The 19,247-nt window shown below is 40.8% G+C and carries 16 protein-coding genes, 1 other RNA gene and 1 pseudogene; 11 read left to right on the top strand and 7 right to left on the bottom strand.

The window, feature by feature from the left end; translation table 11 throughout:
• Together AB4185_RS05470 and AB4185_RS05475 are read left to right on the top strand one after the other, a co-directional pair.
• Positions 1-165 (top strand): annotated as a pseudogene (locus tag AB4185_RS05470) (ribonuclease HI); the annotation flags it as partial.
• A 177-nt stretch (positions 166-342) separates the two neighbouring features.
• On the top strand, positions 343-570 hold the full coding sequence (locus AB4185_RS05475; RefSeq protein ID WP_372135111.1) for an AlpA family transcriptional regulator: 228 nt from the start codon (positions 343-345) through the stop codon (positions 568-570).
• Positions 571-597: 27 nt separating this feature from the next.
• Here AB4185_RS05475 and AB4185_RS05480 read toward each other — a convergent pair whose 3' ends face one another.
• Positions 598-1,089, bottom strand: coding sequence for a DUF2787 family protein (locus tag AB4185_RS05480; RefSeq protein WP_372135077.1), 492 nt, complete (start codon positions 1,087-1,089; stop codon positions 598-600).
• 564 nt (positions 1,090-1,653) lie between these two features.
• Here AB4185_RS05480 and AB4185_RS05485 point away from each other — a divergent pair.
• The 4 genes from AB4185_RS05485 to AB4185_RS05500 are packed head-to-tail and all read left to right on the top strand — an operon-like array spanning position 1,654 to position 8,645.
• On the top strand, positions 1,654-4,740 hold the full coding sequence (locus AB4185_RS05485; protein WP_372135079.1) for a type I restriction endonuclease subunit R: 3,087 nt from the start codon (positions 1,654-1,656) through the stop codon (positions 4,738-4,740).
• Positions 4,733-5,902 carry a restriction endonuclease subunit S gene (locus AB4185_RS05490; RefSeq protein WP_372135081.1) on the top strand — a complete coding sequence of 390 codons (1,170 nt, stop codon included), beginning with the start codon at positions 4,733-4,735 and terminating at the stop codon, positions 5,900-5,902. Before AB4185_RS05485 ends, AB4185_RS05490 begins: the two co-directional genes overlap by 8 nt.
• Positions 5,899-6,963, top strand: a complete 1,065-nt coding sequence (locus tag AB4185_RS05495) for an AAA family ATPase (protein WP_372135083.1) — start codon at positions 5,899-5,901, stop codon at positions 6,961-6,963. Before AB4185_RS05490 ends, AB4185_RS05495 begins: the two co-directional genes overlap by 4 nt.
• 11 nt (positions 6,964-6,974) lie before the next feature.
• Positions 6,975-8,645 (top strand): type I restriction-modification system subunit M, encoded by a 1,671-nt coding sequence (locus AB4185_RS05500; RefSeq protein ID WP_372135085.1) that lies wholly within the window; start codon positions 6,975-6,977, stop codon positions 8,643-8,645.
• 79 nt (positions 8,646-8,724) lie between these two features.
• Here AB4185_RS05500 and AB4185_RS05505 read toward each other — a convergent pair whose 3' ends face one another.
• From AB4185_RS05505 to smpB, 3 genes are all read right to left on the bottom strand, one after another.
• The gene (locus tag AB4185_RS05505; protein WP_372135087.1) at positions 8,725-9,963 is read right to left on the bottom strand and encodes an integrase domain-containing protein; all 1,239 of its coding nucleotides are present in this window, start codon (positions 9,961-9,963) and stop codon (positions 8,725-8,727) included.
• 166 nt (positions 9,964-10,129) lie between these two features.
• Positions 10,130-10,496: a transfer-messenger RNA gene (ssrA, locus tag AB4185_RS05510) on the bottom strand.
• A gap of 66 nt (positions 10,497-10,562) precedes the next feature.
• The gene (smpB, locus tag AB4185_RS05515; RefSeq protein ID WP_004735156.1) at positions 10,563-11,048 is read right to left on the bottom strand and encodes an SsrA-binding protein SmpB; all 486 of its coding nucleotides are present in this window, start codon (positions 11,046-11,048) and stop codon (positions 10,563-10,565) included.
• Positions 11,049-11,167: 119 nt separating this feature from the next.
• On the opposite strand from smpB, the gene AB4185_RS05520 reads away from it, so the two are divergent.
• Both AB4185_RS05520 and AB4185_RS05525 read left to right on the top strand, forming a co-directional pair.
• Positions 11,168-11,596: an SRPBCC family protein gene (locus AB4185_RS05520; protein WP_010438915.1), complete on the top strand. Its 429-nt coding sequence runs from the start codon at positions 11,168-11,170 to the stop codon at positions 11,594-11,596.
• A 3-nt stretch (positions 11,597-11,599) separates the two neighbouring features.
• The gene (locus AB4185_RS05525) at positions 11,600-11,911 is read left to right on the top strand and encodes an RnfH family protein (protein WP_004735158.1); all 312 of its coding nucleotides are present in this window, start codon (positions 11,600-11,602) and stop codon (positions 11,909-11,911) included.
• Between the two features lie 200 nt (positions 11,912-12,111).
• On the opposite strand, the gene bamE is transcribed toward AB4185_RS05525, so the two are convergent.
• The 3 genes from bamE to nadK all read right to left on the bottom strand — a co-directional run bounded on the left by bamE (position 12,112) and on the right by nadK (position 15,480).
• Complete coding sequence (gene bamE, locus AB4185_RS05530; RefSeq protein WP_010438918.1) at positions 12,112-12,471, bottom strand: outer membrane protein assembly factor BamE; 360 nt, start codon at positions 12,469-12,471, stop codon at positions 12,112-12,114.
• A gap of 167 nt (positions 12,472-12,638) precedes the next feature.
• Complete coding sequence (recN, locus tag AB4185_RS05535; protein WP_017059862.1) at positions 12,639-14,303, bottom strand: DNA repair protein RecN; 1,665 nt, start codon at positions 14,301-14,303, stop codon at positions 12,639-12,641.
• Between the two features lie 292 nt (positions 14,304-14,595).
• Entirely contained in the window at positions 14,596-15,480 is an 885-nt protein-coding gene (gene nadK / locus AB4185_RS05540) for an NAD(+) kinase (protein ID WP_372135089.1), read from the bottom strand.
• A 143-nt stretch (positions 15,481-15,623) separates the two neighbouring features.
• Between nadK and grpE the strand changes: the two genes are divergently transcribed.
• The 3 genes from grpE to AB4185_RS05555 all read left to right on the top strand — a co-directional run bounded on the left by grpE (position 15,624) and on the right by AB4185_RS05555 (position 19,163).
• Entirely contained in the window at positions 15,624-16,205 is a 582-nt protein-coding gene (gene grpE / locus AB4185_RS05545; RefSeq protein ID WP_017069543.1) for a nucleotide exchange factor GrpE, read from the top strand.
• Between the two features lie 388 nt (positions 16,206-16,593).
• On the top strand, positions 16,594-17,868 hold the full coding sequence (locus tag AB4185_RS05550) for a dicarboxylate/amino acid:cation symporter (RefSeq protein WP_019823920.1): 1,275 nt from the start codon (positions 16,594-16,596) through the stop codon (positions 17,866-17,868).
• A 257-nt stretch (positions 17,869-18,125) separates the two neighbouring features.
• Positions 18,126-19,163 carry a polysaccharide lyase family 7 protein gene (locus tag AB4185_RS05555; RefSeq protein WP_372135091.1) on the top strand — a complete coding sequence of 346 codons (1,038 nt, stop codon included), beginning with the start codon at positions 18,126-18,128 and terminating at the stop codon, positions 19,161-19,163.
• Positions 19,164-19,247 lie beyond the last annotated feature (84 nt).

A 19,247-nucleotide genomic window follows, 5' to 3' on the forward strand; every position in this document is an offset into this window, starting at 1 on the left:
TGGCGTAAAGCAAATAAAAAACCGATAGCTCATCAAGATCTTTGGGAGCTAGTGGATAAACGAAGTGCAGATAAACAAATTGAGGTGAGGAAAGTCGCAGCTTGCTCCGCAGGAAAAGATGCCGCTTATAGATACGCTCTCGCAGTGGCGAATGGTCAGTTATAACGATAATGAATCACTTGTTGGCTGAGCCAACAAGTGATTCCTTTTGTGTGGTCATCGGATCTTAATGCCTTGGGACGTGTTTGATGATTGGAAACTAATTGGTTCACTTAATCCGTAAAATTCAGTAGGTAAATAGTTGGAGATAAAAAGGTATTTTTCTACGTGCCAGTCAATCCCATGGGAACACACAGCATAGGAGGACGTCCCATGAGATTTCTGAAGCTAAAAGAAGTAATGCAAAAGACAGCACTGAGCCGTTCAGCGATTTACCGAAAAATGAATGAAGATCAATTTCCTCAGTCCATCAGCCTAGGGGATAGGGCAGTAGCTTGGGTGGAAAGTGAAGTACAAGACTGGGTGACTGATAGGGTTGCTGAACGCGATGAGCGAATAAACGATCAATAGGGAGAATTAAGGATAAGTAATTAATCGTTATTTGAATTCCCTCAAAGTTACTGTGGCTGTATGGGGCTTACAGGAAGAACATTGGAGAATGGCTTTTATATCATCATACTTCCCGTCTTGCACATGGCTAATAAATTCCTGCTCCCACATTCGATACAGATCTTCAACTTCTGATGAGTGGATACGTTGCCACCCCGATTCAACGGTGAAATAGAGTTGGTGACTAAAATCGAAATCAATGTGGCGCTTTAACTCTGGGTAGTGATTTCCTACATAAGCGAAATCAGTGATGTAAATGATTGTCACGTTTGCTTCATTGGTTATGTTGAGGCCAATTTCAACAGGGTGGCAACCACCGCTTTCAGCGCTATAGTGCTTATCACGGAAGCAAATAGTCAAGCGTTGGCTGGTGGTTTCTAAGCTATCTAAAGTTAATACCGTTTGACAGTGCTCACTTAATAGCTGATGAAACTGCTTGGATACGGGTAATGAGGTTGAAGTGAAGTTTAGTGTTGGCATGTGAGTTTCCTAGGAAGATGTTGAATCAAAGGTTCTATCCATGGCTAGCTTTATATAATCAAAAGCTTATGAAACGGATGGTTAGAAAATAATATTCGAGTAGTAAATTGAGTGTTCAAGGTTGGCGTGCTGATATTGGACTGATGGCACCAGAGATTGATAAAGAAGAAACTACAGTGTTTATCATTTAGTGTGCTCTGTGCCGCAGATAGTTATGCGATAGTTCAGCTATGCACGAAGATAATATATGCCTGAGTTTTTTTTGTTTCGGTGAGTTAGTCTGAACCTTGTTGAAACAGCAGTTTGGGAATGTTTGAAGGAGGATTCCCTAATCGGGAAATCTTGGAAAGCACTAATTTTATCGAGGATTAGATAGATAATGAAAAGAGTAAGGGATGGCGCATGTCGAGATTGCATGTAACTTACTGTTTGCAAGTTAACCAGAAAGCGTGCTCAGTCACCCCATTCGATTCATAGATAGGAGCGGTTAGGGTACAATGCTAAACCGTCGAGACAAGTCGTTGTAATGACGCATTTATTCATTTATGTATTTGGTAGCTAAAAATGATAACGAAAGAAGCACAAATTGAACAAGCGCTCATAGATAAGCTGGGCGATCTGAAGTATTCATACCGTAAAGATATCCGAACAGATCGAGTCTTGAAGCAGAACTTTCGTGAAAAATTTGAGGCGTTAAACTTTGTAAGCCTTACTGACAATGAATTTGAGCGCTTGTATCAAGACATCATTACGGCTGATGTCTTTGAAGCTGCTAAAACGCTGCGTGAACGCGGCTACTTTCAGCGTGAGGACGGCACACCGCTGCATTACACCTTAGTGAATATCAAAGACTGGTGTAAAAATGAGTTTGAAGTAATCAACCAATTACGCATGAACACGGATGAAAGCAATCACCGTTACGATGTGATTTTATTGATCAATGGCGTACCTACGGTGCAGATTGAGCTGAAAGCTTATGACATTGTGACTCGCCGAGCTATGGAACAAGTCGTTGATTACAAAAACGATATTGGCAATGGCTATACCAATACACTGATGTGCTTCATTCAGATGTTTATTGTTAGCAATGAACACCACACTTATTACTTTGCTAACAACCGTAATGAGCATTTTAGCTTCAATGCCGATGAGCGTTTTTTACCTGTTTATCAACTAGCTAATGAAAATAACCGTAAAATTTCTCACTTACATGACTTTGCTGATGCCTTCTTAGCGAAGTGTACTCTCGGTCAAATGATTAGCCGCTATATGGTACTAGTTCAGTCGGAACAAAAGCTTCTGGTTATGCGTCCGTATCAAATATATGCGGTGGAAGCTATTGTTGACTGTATCCATGAAGGGCGAGGAAATGGCTACATTTGGCACACAACAGGATCAGGTAAAACACTAACGTCGTTTAAAGCGTCAACGTTACTTAAAGATAACCCTGATATTGAAAAGTGCTTGTTCGTGGTTGACAGAAAAGACTTGGATCGTCAAACCCGAGAAGAATTTAACAAGTTTCAAGATGGCTGTGTGGAAGAGAACACCAATACAGAAACGTTAGTTCGTCGTATGTTGTCAGAAGACTATGCGGATAAAGTCATCGTTACAACGATCCAGAAACTCGGCTTAGCGTTAGATGAAAACAGCAAGCGCAACCAGAGTAAATTGAAAGAGGGTAAGAAAACCTTCAAAGAGCGATTAGAACCATTACGAGATAAACGTATTGTTTTTATCTTTGATGAATGTCACCGCTCTCAGTTTGGTGAAAACCATAAAGCGATTAAAGAGTTTTTCCCTGAAGCACAACTGTTTGGCTTTACGGGTACTCCTATATTCGAGAAAAACTCAACGTATACTCAAATCGATGGCAATGTGGGTTCCTTTAAAACTACTGAGAGTATCTTTGAACAAGAGCTACACCACTATACGATTACTCATGCAATTGAAGATAAGAACGTTCTAAGCTTCCATATTGACTTTTTTGGCAAACATTCTGAGAGCAAGCAACGAGCAGACGCTAGCAATGATGAAGCTGAAGCAGCGGTGACAAGAGTTACACCACCACCACGGGCTGTCGTTCAAGAGATATTAGAGAAACATGATGCTGTGACGAATCACCGTCGATTCAATGCCATTCTAGCAACGGCTTCTATCAACCATGCGATTGAATACTTCGAAGAGTTTAAGAGCCAGCAAGAGCTTAAAGCGTCAGAATCTGAAGACTATATTCCGTTAAATATTGCTTGTGTGTTTTCGCCACCAGCTCAGCTTAGTGATAAGGACAAAGAAAACTCAGATTTAAATACACTCGCTCGAAATGTGAAAGATATCCAGCAATTACAGGAAGATCTACCACAAGAAAAAGCCGATAACGAAGTTGAGCCTGAGCGTAAGAAGCAAGCACTAATCGATATTATTAATAGCTACAACCATCAGTATTCAACGAATCATACTATTAATGAGTTTGACCTCTATTACCAAGATGTTCAGCAACGGATTAAAGATCAGCAATACGAAAATGCTGATTATCCACATAAAAACAAGGTCGATATTGTCATCGTTGTTGATATGTTATTGACAGGTTTTGACTCCAAATACCTGAACACCTTATACGTGGATAAGAACCTAAAACACCATGGTCTTATACAAGCATTTTCACGTACTAACCGTGTATTGAATGATAGTAAGCCTTGGGGAAATATTTTAGATTTCCGAGGTCAAGAAAAAGAAGTCAATGAAGCGATTAAACTTTTCTCTGGTAAAAAAGAAGAAGGGGCTGAACAGATTTGGTTGGTAGATCCTGCGCCTGTTGTCGTTGAAAAATATAAAGCAGCGGTCGATAAGCTAGAAGCCTTTATGCAAAAGCAAGGCTTAGCATGTGAGCCTTCAGAAGTGACCAATCTTCAAGGTGACGCGCAAAGAGCTTCTTTTATTAATCACTTCAAAGAAGTACAAAAATTTAAGAACCAACTAGAGCAGTACACAGAACTGGATGACGAACAGAAAGCTCAGGTAGCAGAGACATTACCGATTGATACCTTACGTGGCTTTAAAGGAGCATATTTAGAAACAGCCAAAGACTTGAAACGCAAGCTAGACACGAATAAAGGGGCAGGAGACTTGCCTGAAGAGGTCGAACAGCTAGAGTTTGAGTTTGTGTTGTTTGCATCTGCTTTAATCGATTATGACTACATCATGGGATTAATTGCTAAATCGACTCAGGGAACAAGTAAGCAAAGCATGACGCGTCAGCAACTCATCGATTTGATTTGTTCGCAATCGAATCTGATATCTGAACGAGATGAATTAATTGCTTATATACATAGTCTACCTTCTGGTGAAGCATTGAATGTGTCACAAATTCACGCTGGTTACCAAGCATTTAAAATGAAAAAGGCTACCAGAGAACTAAATGATATGGCTATAAAGCACGGTTTAACTACTGAGAGTTTACAAGCATTTGTTGATGGAATTATGGGACGAATGATTTTTGATGGCGAGAAGCTAGGGGATCTGTTGGAACCATTAGAACTTGGCTGGAAAGAACGTACGAAGAAAGAGTTAGCATTAATGGAAGACTTGGTTCCTTATCTTCATAAACTAGCCCAAGGGCGTGAGATTTCGGGATTAGCAGCATATGAGTAAGATTGAAAATCAAACCTTAGTTCCTGAATTTAGATTTCCTCAGTTTTTGGAAGGTAACAACTGGAAAGCAGAAAAACTAGGAACTTTAGGTAAAGTTTCTATGTGTAAAAGAATTCTTAAAAGTGAAACGTCTTCTGTAGGTGAGATTCCATTCTATAAAATAGGAACATTTGGGAAAGTAGCGGACGCTTTTATAAGTCGTGATGTGTTTGAGAAATATAAGAAGAAATACTCTTATCCCAAAAAGGGGGATATTCTTATTTCTGCATCAGGAACTATTGGACGCTTAGTCGTTTTTGATGGTGAGGAGTCTTATTTTCAAGATTCAAATATTGTTTGGATTGATAATGATGAAAAGTTGGTAATTAACAAATTTTTGTATTATTGCTATCAAAATGTAAATTGGGTTGGTGATGGTAACGTTATTTCAAGGTTATATAATGATAATCTAAGAAATATATCAATATTTATTCCATCTCGTTTGGAACAAGAAGCTATTTCTGGCTGTCTATCCTCGATGGATGATTTGATTTCATCGAACGCTAAAAAGTTAAATTTGTTAAAACTACACAAAAAAGGCTTAATGCAAAATTTGTTTCCAGAAGGTGGGAAAAGTGTACCTGATTTAAGGCTTGATGGATTTTTTGAAGATTGGGAAAAGACAACATTTTCTAAACTATTCGAGATCGGAAGTGGTAAAGATCATAAGCATTTAGAAGATGGTGATATTCCAGTTTACGGTACAGGTGGTTATATGCGTTCAGTTAATGATTACTTATACGAGGGTAAAAGTGCATGTATAGGTAGAAAAGGAACGATCAATAGACCAATGCTCCTAGACGGAAAATTTTGGACTGTGGATACTCTTTTTTATACACATTCATTTAAAAGCTGTATTCCAGAATTTGTTTATTTGCTTTTTCAAAATATAGATTGGCTAAAGCTGAATGAGGCTGGTGGTGTTCCCAGTCTTTCTAAAGTAATTATTGATAAGGTTGAAGTTTTCATTCCAGAAGAAGATGAACAACAAGAAATCGTAAATATAATTTTTTCGTTAGATGACTTGATTGAACGGCAAGAAATGAAAATTGAAACTTTAAAAAAATATAAAGAAGGGCTCATGCAGAAGTTATTTCCTTCACTGGAAGGGGTGGAGTCATGAGTTTAATTGAAGTGGCAAACCAAATAACGGAAATGGATGAGCCAGTAGTTCTTATTTATGCCTTTAATGGAACAGGTAAAACTCAGTTATCAGTAGCTTATAAAAATATCACCAAAGAAAGAAATGATAATAAACATGCTGGTGTATATTATAACGCATATAGTGAGGATTTATTTCAATGGGACAATGATGAAAAAAATAATGGTTTAGATATTAAATTATCACTTATATACAGCAATCTAAACCAGTTTCATAGTTTTCTTTCTGATGATCCGAAATCGGTTGAAGATATATTATCTCTGTATAATGTTCGTTTTAGATTTAAGTTTAACTTGTATGAGAATGTTGAGAAAGGAATTGAGTCGATAAGTTTTTATACACTGGAAGATGAAGTCAACCCTATAAAGATATCTAGAGGGGAGGAAAGTATTTTTGTATGGTGTTTCTATCTTGCTTTGTTTGATGTGGATGGCTGGTCAAATGAGCAAGATGCGCATATTTTTATTGATGATCCTGTTTCTAGTATGGATGAGAATAATATATTTGTTACGGCGGATACTATTTTTGATCAAATAGCTTTACACTATTCTCAGAAAAAAATCATAATCACGACACACCATATAGGTCTGTTCTCCATCCTTGCTAACCGTTTAACCAAAGGAGCGGAAAGTGGAAAGTATAAAAACTTAACAGCATGTAGAATATTAAAGTCTTCAGAAGATGGAGTTGTTTTAGATACTCCTAATAGGAATGTTTTTTTGTATCATTTACACCTCTTACAGCTATTGAAAGAAGCTATGAAAACTCAGCTTTATACCTATCATTTTTCATTACTTAGGCAATTACTGGAAAATGTGTCTTCGTTTTTAGGGGATCCTCGTTTGGGGAGGTTATTATCTAAACTAGAACTAGATAATATCGAAGCACTGTTAGAAGTTATAAATACTCATTCACATAAAACACCTTATTACTATCAGACTGAAATGATGAATTCAAATGAAGAAGCTGATTTTAAAAAAGTTTTCAAAAAGTTAGTCGAAGTGTACCACTTTAAATTTTAAGCGAATTATTTATGACACAAGAAGAATTAAATCGATTAGGTAAAACTTTATGGGGTATCGCTGATACTCTACGTGGTGCAATGAACGCTGATGACTTTCGCGATTATATGCTGTCATTTCTTTTTTTACGTTACTTGTCAGATAACTTTGAAGCAGCAGCTAAGAAAGAATTAGGGCGAGATTACCCTGAAGTAAAAGAGATAGAGGTTACAGAGACTCTACCAGATGGAAAGGAAGTTAAGAGAACAGTAAAACTTTCACCGTTAGCTATTTGGTATAAAAGTAATGCTGATGATGTCGCTGTCTTCGAAAAACAAATGCGTCGAAAACTACATTATATTATTAAGCCTGAACACCTGTGGTCAAGTATTGCTGAAATGGCAAGAATCCAAGATGGTGAGCTACTTAAAACTCTAGAAGAAGGGTTTAAGTACATTGAAAATGAAAGCTTTAATAGTAGCTTTCAAGGCTTGTTCTCTGAGATCAATTTAAACTCAGAAAAGTTAGGGAAAAAGCCATCAGATCGTAATGCAAAGCTATGTGCAATTATCCAAAAAACTTCGGAAGGTATAGCTCAGTTCTCAATGGATACTGATACATTAGGCAATGCGTATGAGTATCTTATTGGCGAATTTGCCGCAAATAGTGGTAAAAAAGCAGGGGAGTTTTATACACCTCAACCTGTATCAAGCATTTTGTCAGAAATAGTAACTCTAGATAGCCAAGAACCTAGAGCTGGTAGAAAGAAAAATTTGAGTAAGGTTTTAGACTTTACTTGTGGGTCGGGTTCTCTACTGCTGAATATACGAAATAATATTATTAAGGCTGGTGGTAGCATCGGTAAGATTTACGGACAAGAAAAAAATATCACCACCTATAACTTAGCTCGTATGAACATGTTGCTTCATGGAGTAAAAGATACTGAATTTGATATTTTCCATGGGGATACACTATTAAATGATTGGGATCTACTGAATGAAAAGAACCCAGCTAAAAAGCTTAAGTTCGATGCTGTAGTTGCTAACCCTCCATTTAGTTATCGATGGGAGTCAGATAGAGCTGAATTTAAAGAAGATTTTCGTTTCAAAAATCACGGTATAGCTCCTAAATCTGCTGCTGATTTTGCTTTTCTTTTACATGGTTTCCACTTTTTAAGTGATGAAGGCACGATGGCTATTATCCTGCCTCATGGTGTCTTGTTTAGAGGTGGAGCGGAACAACGCATACGAAGCAAGCTATTAAAAGATGGGCACATTGACACTGTTATTGGTCTACCTTCGAATCTGTTCTTCTCAACAGGTATCCCTGTTTGCATTTTAGTGCTCAAAAAATGTAAGAAGTATGACGATGTTTTGTTTATCAACGCTAGTGATGAAGAGAACTTCGAAAAGGGTAAGCGTCAGAATAAGCTTCGCCCAGAAGATATTCAAAAGATAGTTGATACTTATAGGTTTAGAGATCAAGAGGAACGCTATTCTCGCCGAGTCTCAATGGAAGAGATCGAGAAGAATGATTTCAACTTGAATATCTCGCGATACGTAAGTACGGCTAAAGCTGAAGCTAAGGTGGATTTACAAGCAGAACATAAGAAGCTCGTTGATATTGAAAAAGATATCAATGAAGCCTTAGACAAACATAATAGCTTCCTTAAAGAACTTGGTTTGCCTCCATTACCTAGATAGCAATAGTTTGTAATCTGTTACAGGCTGCATACACAAATAAAGTGGTGCAGCCTTTATTATTTATCTTCATCGGTTAAATTTAGATAACTTTCAACTGTTTAGTCCCCGTTACAGAGAGGCTGCCTTTGGCGGCCTCTTCTATATGCTCACTCCACCAGCTCATCATTGGTCGGCGGCGTTCAAGGTAGTCAGTACGGTTATAAGCACTACGTACTTGGTTATCATCAACGTGGGCTAGTGATGCCTCGATTAAGTCACGGTCAAAGCCCTGTTCATTGAGCGTAGTACTCGCTAGCGATCTTAGACCGTGACTAACCAATCTTCCTGCAAACCCCATACGTTTTAGAGCCATATTTGCCGTTTGGCTGTTACATGGTTTCTTTGGATCGCGATCTGAAGGAAAGATAAATTCACGATGGCCGCTTATCGGCTTCATAACTTCTAATAGCGCCAGCATCTGCTCTGTGAGCGGGATGCGGTGCTCTCTTCTTTTTTTCATTCTCTCGGCTGGAATGGTCCATATCTTTTCTTCCCACTCAACCTCATCCCATCTAGCGCCTGAGGCTTCAGAGGGACGTGTCATGGTATGAAGTTGCCACTCAATTAAACAATGAGTAGTACGCTTTATACTGGCATTGGCGATAGCTCCCATGAGCTCTGGGAGTTCTGCGGGTGTCAGTGCTGCCATATGTTCTTTTTTTGGTTTTTTGAATACTTTATGAATATCTTTAAGTGGGCTGGCCGGAATAAAACCACAGTTAGCAGCATACCCCATGACCTCATTAAGGCGCTGAATTAGTCGCTTAACGGTCTCAAGGCTACCTTTGGCCTCTATGGGTCTGAGGAGATCTACAACTTGTGGAGCTGTAATTTGTTTAACTGGTGTATCGGATAGATAAGGAAAAATATGTAGTTCAAGAGAGCGCCAGATATCAACAGCATAGTCAGAAGTAACATTGTGTTTCTTGATTTCAAACCACTCTTTAGACACATTCAAAAATGTATGCTCATGAACTTCTATGTGTTCCTGTAGTTTTTTCTTTTTGTGTTCTTGAGGATCTATATCTTGTGCGATCAGCTCTCTTGCTTCTTGAGCACTTTTTCGCGCTTGTACAAGAGAAACATCAGGGTAGCGTCCTAAGTTGAGATTGGCGCGCTTTCTGTTTGTTGGGCGGTAGTAATTAAGTTGCCATTGTTTAGAGCCACTTGGTAGAACTCTTAATTTCAGGCCTTGTCCGTCAACGAGACTGTATTCTTTCTCTTTAGGCTTGGCGTTTTTTACTTCTGTCGCACTGAGCGGTTTGGTTTGTCTAGGCATGTTTAGGAACCAAAAGTTAGGAACACAATACTAAGGTTCCTACAATGGTTACTAAAAGTCAAAGATGTAGTGAAACCTCTTGAGATGCTATTGGATACTAAGTTATTGATTTTACATTGCTATAGATACAAAAAAAGACGCCCTGGGACGTCTTTAAATGTAGAATTGGTGGAGCTGGCGGGAGTTGAACCCGCGTCCAAAAATCATTCATCATTGGTACTACATGCTTAGTCGATCTTTAATTTCACCAGCAACCTGCGAACCGACACGCTAGTTAAAGGCTAACCTGAATTATAATTCGCGCTTTTCCTCTCAGGTGGGAGAATCCGCGCTAGCTAGTTTGGGTTTGATCTCTTATTGGTCCCCGTCTTACGAGCGGAAGCTAGGGTAAGAGAGCTCTGAGCAGGTTATTAAGCTGCTAGTGCGTAGTTTTCGTCGTTTGCGACTATTTTTTTGCGGCTTTTAACGTGGCCAACCGCCCCACGGCATGCACCTCAGACTTCAAAATTCCTGTCGAATCCTAAATCAGCCCCAAGTGTTATTTGCATAGTACCAGAAAAGCTTACCCTGTCTAGCACTGTGCGTTTAAGTGCTTAAAATTAACGCAAATTACTCTTCATAATTCGTGCTTTATCTCTCGCCCAATCTTTTTCTTTCATATCAGTACGTTTATCGTGCAGCTTTTTACCTTTCGCTACGCCAACTTTAATCTTCGCCCAAGAGCGAGACCAGTAAAGTGCGGTTGCGACAAGCGTCATGCCTTCACGGTTAATACGACCGATAAGGTTGTCGAGTTCTTTTCTCGACATTAATAGTTTACGGATACGTGTTGGGTTCGCCACGATATGAGTACTCGCTTGAGTTAGCGGAGTAATCGTCATACCACTGATGAATGCTTCGCCATCTCGGATGTATACGTAGCTTTCTGCGATATTGGTTTTGCCTTCACGTAGGGATTTTACTTCCCAGCCTTGTAGCTCAAGCCCCGCTTCTATCTCATCATCGATGAAATATTCGTGGCGAGCTTTCTTATTAAGCGCAATGGTATTACTACCGGCTTTTGATTTTGATTTATTCTTTGCCATAATGGCCTCATTATACGGAATGCGCCCTAGATGGGGAATCCTTTTTATTTGCGCTCTGGCCCAATACAATTAAAATTGCAGTTTGTGTTAATGTAACGCTGTCTTTAACAGGAGTCTATATGCCAAAGGTTACTCGTTCAGCATTAGTGTCTTTTAGTGCCGACCAGATGTTCAGCTTGGTCAATGATGTTGCTCGTTATCCTGAGTTTTTGCCAGGATGTTCTGGTTCTCGTGTGATCGAATCTTCAGATTCCGCGATGGTGGCTTCGGTTGATGTCTCTAAAGCTGGTATCAGTAAAACATTCACTACGTCGAATCGAATGGCGGATGGTGCTGAAATTTTAATGGAGCTGGTAGATGGCCCGTTTAAGAAGCTGGAGGGGGGCTGGTATTTCACTCCTCTAGACGACCAAGCATGTAAGGTTGAACTTAAACTAGAGTTTGAATTTTCTAGTCGAATGATTGAAATGGCATTTGGCAAGATTTTCAATGAACTGACAAGCAATATGGTCAGTGCTTTTACTCAACGAGCGAAACAGGTTTACTAAGCCATGACTATTGAATCAGATATGATCCACGTAGAGGTTGTGTTTGCGCTTCCGCACGAACAGCGTGTGTTTACCTTGGTGGTGAACAAAAACGCGACTGTGGAAGAGATTATTGCGCAGTCTGGTGTTTTGGAACTGTATCCAGAAATCGACTTAGCGAAAAATAAGGTTGGCGTGTTCAGCCGTAACGTTAAGCTAGATGCGACGGTTCGTGATAAAGACCGTATCGAAATCTACCGTGCACTGTTAGCCGATCCAAAAGAGATTCGCCGTAAGCGTGCCGAGCAAGCGAAAGCAGCAGCGGCTAAATCGTAATGCTAAACCAGTTTGACTAAGAAGAGAGCTCGCTATATTGGCGAGCTTTTTTGTACCTGTTGGTTAGACAACGCAGCTAATTTGTTAGCAGATATTAAAAAGCCTGCTCATGTGAGCAGGCTTTTGCGATTCTTGCTTTGTCGACGGATAGTTTTGTCGACTGATAGCTTTATCGGCCGAGAGCTTTGTTGACTGGAAAGCTAGCGAAGGCTTTCGAAGAATTCATCACTGGCTTCAAAATCACCATTGATCGTCACTAAGGTGCCCGTTGCATCAAAGTTAACAACAAGATTTTTTTGAATCGAGTCTTCATGGCCTTTTGTGTGGTGGTAAATGTAGTACCACGTATCTGGGTAGCCATTTTCGATAAGCATAGGTGAGCCCATAACGTAACGAACTTGTGTTTTTGTCATGCCAAACTTGAGCTGATCGACAGCTTCCTGTTCAACATAGTTACCCTGATTGATGTCAATTCGATAAACCAACTTCTCTAATAGAGAGCAACCGGTCAACATTGTTAGTGCAAGTGGAACTGCAACTAACCACTTTTTAATTCGCATAGTTTGAGATCTTTCTTCGCTAAAATACTGCCTGATAATAAACAAGCTCCAGCAAGAAGTAAAAAGCTCCTTGCGCTTTGAGCTTGTTATGACTGGCAATTTTGAATTAAGTTGCAAAATTGCCAAGAATTTTCGGTAAATTATCAGAAAGTTGCTGAATATGTAACCTATGCTGCGATTAATAACTCTTTTGCATTGGCAAGCGTCGATTCGGTAATCTGGCTGCCACCAAGCAGTCGAGCAAGCTCTGAAACGCGTTGTTGCTCATCAAGCGTGTGCATTTGAGTCTCGGTTTTACCTGATTTAGTGTTCTTCGCTACAAAAAGTTGTTGGTGACCGCAACCGGCAACTTGAGGTAAGTGAGTCACGCACATAACTTGTGTCGATTCGCCCAGCTTACGTAGCATTTTTCCGACAACCGCAGCGGTTGGTCCACTGATACCCACATCGACTTCATCGAAAATCAGGCTTGGTGTATCCACTTTTTGCGCTGTGATCACCTGAATCGCCAGTGAGATTCGTGATAACTCACCACCAGAGGCCACTTTCGCAATCGGCTGCATTGGTTGGCCTGGGTTGGTCGAAACAATGAAGGTCACGTTATCCATACCCAATGGAGAAGGGTGTGTGTTGGTGTTGTTCACTTCAATGGCAAACTGCGCTTTTTCCATGCTCAGTTCGTGCATGCTTTGCGTGATCAGCTTGTTGAGCTCTTTTGCGTAACGAGTTCGAGATTTATGAAGCTTCTCTGATTTAGCAACGAACGATTGGTATTGGTTTTCTACCTCGTTGGCCAGTTCTTCCAATTTTTCATCAGAGCAATCAAGCGCTTCAACTTGTTGTAGTAAGTCTTGATGGTGCTTATACAGCTCTTCAGGTAACACGTGGTGTTTACGAGACATCGACATCACTTTAGAGAAACGCTCCTCAACGTAAGCCATACGACCGGGATCAACATCAATGCTGTCTAGGTAGGTTCTTAACTCGTTGTTGGTCTCTTCGATCTGAATAATGGCTTCAGAAAGCAAGTTCGGTAACTCGGCCAATCTTTCATCTAGCTCAGCTAACTGAATTAAGGAGTTATTGGCCGATTGCAGAATACCAAGCGCATTAACTTCTTCGCCTTCATAAATAAGCTCGATAGCTTGCTGACAGGTTGTGGCCAGTTCTCCGCTATTGGAGAGGCGCTTATGCTCTTGTTCGAGGTCTTCATATTCTTCCTCCCCAATAGACAGCTCATTTAACTCTTTGATTTGGTATTCAAGAAGTTGTTTTTGAGCTTGGTTTTGCTGGCTATTTTCACGTAACTCTTTTAAGTGGTTATCCGCTTGTCGCCATGCTTGGTAAGCATTACGTGTCGATTTCAATAGGTTCAAGTGGCCTGCGTATTGATCAAGCATGGCCATTTGATAATCGCTTTTCATCAACTGGTGATGCGCGTGTTGACCATGGATGTTGATCAACAGTTGTCCAAGTGATTTCAATTGCGAAAGAGGGACAGGGCTACCGTTGATGAATGCACGAGAACGACCTTCTTTTGAGATGGTTCTGCGCAGGATGCACTCACTGCCATCAAGCAATTCGTTGTCTTCTAACCAGCGGGTTGCATGCAGATTGTTCTCAAGTAAAAAAGCGGCACTGACTTCGGTTTTTTCTTCACCTTGTCGAACCATTCCTGCATCGGATCTTCCCCCAAGACATAAGCCTAAAGCATCGATAGCGATAGATTTACCCGCACCAGTTTCCCCGGTGATTGTTGTCATGCCTTTAGATAGTTCTAGCTGTAAAGACTTAACAATAGCGAAATTATTAACACTTAAATGAGCCAGCATTTTTATTTACCTGTATAACTGAACAATACTGTATATAAGTTCAGTATATACTGTTTCTTTATACAGTAAAGTCGACAGGTGAAAATTTTTTGCGACCGTTATCAGAATTGAGGTTGTTCGTAGATCACTGAAACCGCTATAGATTCCCAACTCAGTCGTTCCTCCCTCTTGGGAGTGGAGGTATAAGGAACTGCAGAGAAGCTAGAGCCGACGGGCTTTTACTGGCAATAAAAAGGCTGACGAATGTCGTCAGCCTTTCAAATTTTCGGTTACCACTGGAGCGTTTATTCTTTTAGAACAGCTTACTCGACCAACCTAGTTTGTTACGTAGAACATGGTAGTAGTTGTAGTCTTTAGGATGGATCAACTTAAGTACATTCGGGCTTTGGTAAATGTGGATCTCATCACCAGGAGAAACAGGCAGTGAGATTTGACCATCGCAGCTCACCTCCTGAGTTCCACGGTTATCAGGCGATACGATAAGCTTAATACGACGCTTGCCATCCACCACTAATGGGCGGCTTGAAAGGGTATGCGGGAACATTGGCACGAGTGAGATAGCATTTAGGCTTGATGACAGGATAGGGCCGCCGCCGGAAAGCGAGTAGGCGGTAGAACCTGTCGGTGTTGAGACGATTAAGCCATCAGAGCGCTGTGAGAAGGCGAAGCTATCATCGATATACACTTCGAACTCGATCATGTGCGCCACTTGTCCGGGGTGCAGTACTGCCTCATTAAGTGCCGCATTGTGGCTTTTTATCTGGCCGTGACGATGAATTTCCGTTTCAAGTAAGAAGCGCTCTTCTTCCATGAACTCGCCTTTGAGAACATCAGTCAACGCGCTCTGGAAGTTTTCAGGGTTGAGATCGGTTAGGAAACCAAGATTACCTCGGTTAACACCAATCACTGAAATGTCGAAACGTGACAAGATTCTAGCCGCACCGAGCATGTTTCCGTCACCACCGACCACAATGGCGAGATCGGAGCGTTTACCTAATTCAATCAGGCTAGAAAAATGTTCTTTTGGGATGTCGTCTAAAATAGTGGCGAGTCTGTCATCAACAAACACTTGATAACCCTCAGCACTTAACCACTGATAGAGCTCTCTATGAGTCTGAATTGCTTGCTGATCTCGAGGTTTACCGATAATGGCGATGACTTCAAATGGCTTTTTCATAACGTTTCCAAACGAATTAGGCTTGAATCAAAATTCTTCATCCCCATAATAAAGGCAAGTTGAACGTCTATGCGAGTGTTTTATATCAATTTGGGGTGCAAACACGCCTGTCACTTGCATTGAAAACGAATTCTGGAGATATCATGAGCAACGAAGAAAACAAAGTAACCGAAGCAGAGCTAGATCAGATCATCGCTGAAGCTGAGAAAGTTGAAGAAGCTGAACTGAATGAAGACGCTGCTGATGAGCAGGAAGCAAAAATCGCTCAACTGGAAGCTGCACTGCTTTCTAGTGAATCTAAAGTGAAAGAGCAGCAAGATTCTGTTCTTCGCGCGAAAGCTGAAGTTGAAAACATGCGTCGCCGTAGCGAACAAGAAATTGATAAAGCGCGTAAATTCGCTTTGAACAAGTTTGCTGAAGGTCTGCTTCCTGTAATCGACAACCTAGAGCGTGCAATGCAAGCAGCAGACGCTGAAAACGAAGTGGTTAAGCCACTGTATGAAGGTGTTGAGCTAACGCACAAAACGTTCGTAGACACAGTTGCTAAGTTTGGTCTTAAAGAGATCAACCCTGAAGGTGAAGCGTTCAACCCTGAATTCCACCAAGCGATGTCTATTCAAGAAAGCCCAGATCACGAATCAAACACGGTTATGTTTGTGATGCAAAAAGGCTACGAACTAAACGGTCGTGTGGTTCGCCCAGCGATGGTTATGGTTGCTAAGTAATGACGTATTACGTTACCAAGTGGTTGACTGGCGCATTGACTGAATTAGTAGCAGCGACAAAATAAATCACTGGTTTACGTAAAATAAAAAGAGAGGCATAGGCCTCTCTTTTTTTGTGCCTATAACTTGAGAGTCCACGTAAATAAGCATCAAAACCGCATTAAGAATGTCGTTCTTTTTATTTCATTCAGATCAGCGATTTAGAGTTTTGTGTTATGAAACTTGTTGTGATTGAGTAAATGTTTTGATGTCACATTTGTGATGTTTTTGTAAATAAATACTTTTAATTGTTATCTTTATATGTAAAATCCACTGCCATATAGCGATTTTGGTCGCATATATAACTATAAAAGTACAAATTTCAAACACAACAAACTGGAGAAGAACGATGGATAAATCGCTCTCAAGTAAAATTTTTGTAGGCTTGTTCGCCGGTCTACTTATTGGTACTGCTATTCAGTACCTATTCAGCGGTATTGCTATTTTTGATACGTATCTACTTGGCGCTGCCGAAGGTGCTGGTGGTATGTTCGTATCACTTATCAAATTGCTTGTAGTTCCTCTTGTATACGTATCTATTGTTTGCGGTATTGTTGAGCTAAAAGATATTCGTTCATTTGGTCGTCTTGGTGGTAAAACCTTTGGTCTTTACATTATTAACACCATCATCGCGATTTCAGCAGCGCTAACGATTGGTCTTATTTTCCAACCAGGTGCAGGTGCGAACCTTGCGGGTACGGTTTCTGAGACAATTGCGCTTACAACAACTGAAACACCAGACATCTTCTCTCTTGTTGTTAACATCGTTCCTAGCAACCCTGTAGAAGCGTTCGCAAGCGGCGACATGCTACAAATCATCTTCATGGCAATTTTGACAGGTCTTGCTATTCAAGCGCTTGATTCTCGTGGTGGCCCAGCTATCAAGACATTCAAGATGGCTAACGAAATCATGATGAAGCTTATCGGCCTAGTAATGAGCTTGGCGCCTTACGGTGTATTTGCTCTGATGATTCAACTGGGCGCAACACTGGATGCAGACACGCTAATGTCAGTTGCTGGCTATGTGGCGCTTGTGGTTGCAATGCTTGTGTTCTGGATTTTCTTCTTCTATCCAATGATGGTTGGTTCATTCACTGGTATTTCTCCAAAGCAGTTCCTACGTGCAACTCGTGAGCAAGTTCTATTCTCACTATCTACAGCAAGTTCGAACGCAACAATCCCAGTAACAATGCGTACTCTTACTGACAAACTAAACGTATCTAAGTCAGTAGCAGGTTTCGGTGTACCACTGGGTGCAACAATGAACATGTCTGGTGTATCTATCTACATTGCACTCGCAACTATGTTCGTAGCAAACGCGTTTGGTCAGCCAATCAATACTGCTGATATCTTCACTCTTGGTCTAACTATCCTGCTACTGTCTATCGGTGCTGGTGGTGTTCCTGGTGGCGGTGTTGTGATGGTCGGTGTTCTATTGCACCAACTAGGTTTACCACCAGAAGGTCTAGCGATTGTTGCTGCTGTTGACCGTATCTGTGACATGTTCTGTACTTCTTCAAACGTAGTCGGTGATACAGCGGTTAACACTATCGTTGCTAAGTCTGAAAACGAAATTGGCGTTGAAGCTAACGAAGAAGCTGAGCTGCAAAAAGCAGAAGCTTAATTCTTAATTAAGACTCAATAACTGCGAAGCCCCGCTCAACCAGAGCGGGGCTTTTTTGTTTCTGATGATAAGTGCTTTGGGCTATCTGATAACTTAGCTAAAAAGATCTTTGATTGGTGTTAAGTCTCATTTTTTCTTTTTACTCGTGCCGAATTGGCCATCAGTTTTCAATCTTTAATATAGATCACATATAATAATACAATATTATTTTATTGTTCTGACAACCTACATTATGACGACATAAAGGAAACCCAATAATGAAGCTGTCTTACCTTAGCCTACTGACTGCCAGCCTTTTAGCCGCTCCCGCTCTTGCTTCTAATCACGATATTGGTCAACAGTTCAATCTTGACCCTGCAAAAGCGCCTGCACAAAACTTCGATTTATCTAAATGGAAAATTAACCTACCGGAGCTAACGACAGAAGGCTCTAGAAAAGGCAAAACATTGGAGATCGGTAAGCAAGAGTTGTCGAATGTAGACACACCTTACGTTCATCCTAAATGGTTCTACACTGATGCCGAATCTGGCGCGATGGTGTTTGTGGCTCCGAATACAGCACCAACGACACCAAACAGTAAGAATACGCGCAGTGAGCTAAGAGCGATGCTGGCAGACAGCTACTCGGCGCCGAGCAACAACTTCGCGATTTCAAGCCATAAGAACGCGGAAGAGTTTGGCTCTATCGGTGGCCAGATGACGGCAACACTTTCTGTTGATCAGGTGAGTACCAGTGGTAACTACAATAAAACAGGCGCATTTTCAGTCGTCATCGGGCAAATTCACGGCTCGGACAATGAACCTCTTAAAATTGTTTACCGTAAACTACCAGAGCATGAGCATGGTTCATTAACATGGAACTACGAGCTCAACCCGCCGAAAGAATTGAAAAACGCGAAAGATGAAAATGGAAAGAAACTTCGTAAAGACATTCGCCATGATGTATTTGGTCAATACAATCTGAAAAAAGGCAGCTCGGACCCTGCTGATGGCATCAAGCTAGGTGAAGTGTTCTCATACGATGTGAATATCAAAGATAACATCATGCACTTAACCTTTACTAAGAATCCAAACTCAGCCGATCCTATTGTGAAGACGTATGATGTTGATTTGGCCAAGGGTAAGTATCAGGGGCATGATATCGACCTTGGTTATGGACAGGACTGGATGTACTTCAAGGCGGGCGCATACAATCAATGCAACACTAAGAAGTCGAGCTCAGCCTGTGAATGGCGTGGTATGGAAGCGGGTGATTACACTCAAGCGAGCTTCTACCAGTTAGTGCTCAACCAATAATATGGCTGAATCAGTCACCATTTGAACAATATTTAACTGATTAATATCTATTTGAAAAAGACCTTCCACATGAAGGTCTTTTTT

It is taken from the genome of Vibrio sp. 10N.286.48.F5, assembly GCF_041469785.1.
In the GTDB taxonomy this organism is placed as follows: domain Bacteria; phylum Pseudomonadota; class Gammaproteobacteria; order Enterobacterales; family Vibrionaceae; genus Vibrio; species Vibrio crassostreae_C.

What these genes read in the sequence shown, in the direction of transcription:
- AB4185_RS05475 (WP_372135111.1), top strand. Translation starts at nt 343, where the DNA reads ATGGGAACACACAGCATAGGAGGACGTCCCATGAGATTTCTGAAGCTA.
- AB4185_RS05495 (WP_372135083.1), top strand. Translation starts at nt 5,899, where the DNA reads ATGAGTTTAATTGAAGTGGCAAACCAAATAACGGAAATGGATGAGCCA.
- AB4185_RS05555 (WP_372135091.1), top strand. Translation starts at nt 18,126, where the DNA reads ATGAAGCTGTCTTACCTTAGCCTACTGACTGCCAGCCTTTTAGCCGCT.
- recN (WP_017059862.1), bottom strand. Translation starts at nt 14,303, where the DNA reads ATGCTGGCTCATTTAAGTGTTAATAATTTCGCTATTGTTAAGTCTTTA.
- bamE (WP_010438918.1), bottom strand. Translation starts at nt 12,471, where the DNA reads ATGCGAATTAAAAAGTGGTTAGTTGCAGTTCCACTTGCACTAACAATG.
- AB4185_RS05505 (WP_372135087.1), bottom strand. Translation starts at nt 9,963, where the DNA reads ATGCCTAGACAAACCAAACCGCTCAGTGCGACAGAAGTAAAAAACGCC.
- nadK (WP_372135089.1), bottom strand. Translation starts at nt 15,480, where the DNA reads ATGAAAAAGCCATTTGAAGTCATCGCCATTATCGGTAAACCTCGAGAT.
- smpB (WP_004735156.1), bottom strand. Translation starts at nt 11,048, where the DNA reads ATGGCAAAGAATAAATCAAAATCAAAAGCCGGTAGTAATACCATTGCG.
- AB4185_RS05520 (WP_010438915.1), top strand. Translation starts at nt 11,168, where the DNA reads ATGCCAAAGGTTACTCGTTCAGCATTAGTGTCTTTTAGTGCCGACCAG.
- AB4185_RS05490 (WP_372135081.1), top strand. Translation starts at nt 4,733, where the DNA reads ATGAGTAAGATTGAAAATCAAACCTTAGTTCCTGAATTTAGATTTCCT.
- AB4185_RS05550 (WP_019823920.1), top strand. Translation starts at nt 16,594, where the DNA reads ATGGATAAATCGCTCTCAAGTAAAATTTTTGTAGGCTTGTTCGCCGGT.
- AB4185_RS05485 (WP_372135079.1), top strand. Translation starts at nt 1,654, where the DNA reads ATGATAACGAAAGAAGCACAAATTGAACAAGCGCTCATAGATAAGCTG.
- grpE (WP_017069543.1), top strand. Translation starts at nt 15,624, where the DNA reads ATGAGCAACGAAGAAAACAAAGTAACCGAAGCAGAGCTAGATCAGATC.
- AB4185_RS05525 (WP_004735158.1), top strand. Translation starts at nt 11,600, where the DNA reads ATGACTATTGAATCAGATATGATCCACGTAGAGGTTGTGTTTGCGCTT.
- AB4185_RS05480 (WP_372135077.1), bottom strand. Translation starts at nt 1,089, where the DNA reads ATGCCAACACTAAACTTCACTTCAACCTCATTACCCGTATCCAAGCAG.
- AB4185_RS05500 (WP_372135085.1), top strand. Translation starts at nt 6,975, where the DNA reads ATGACACAAGAAGAATTAAATCGATTAGGTAAAACTTTATGGGGTATC.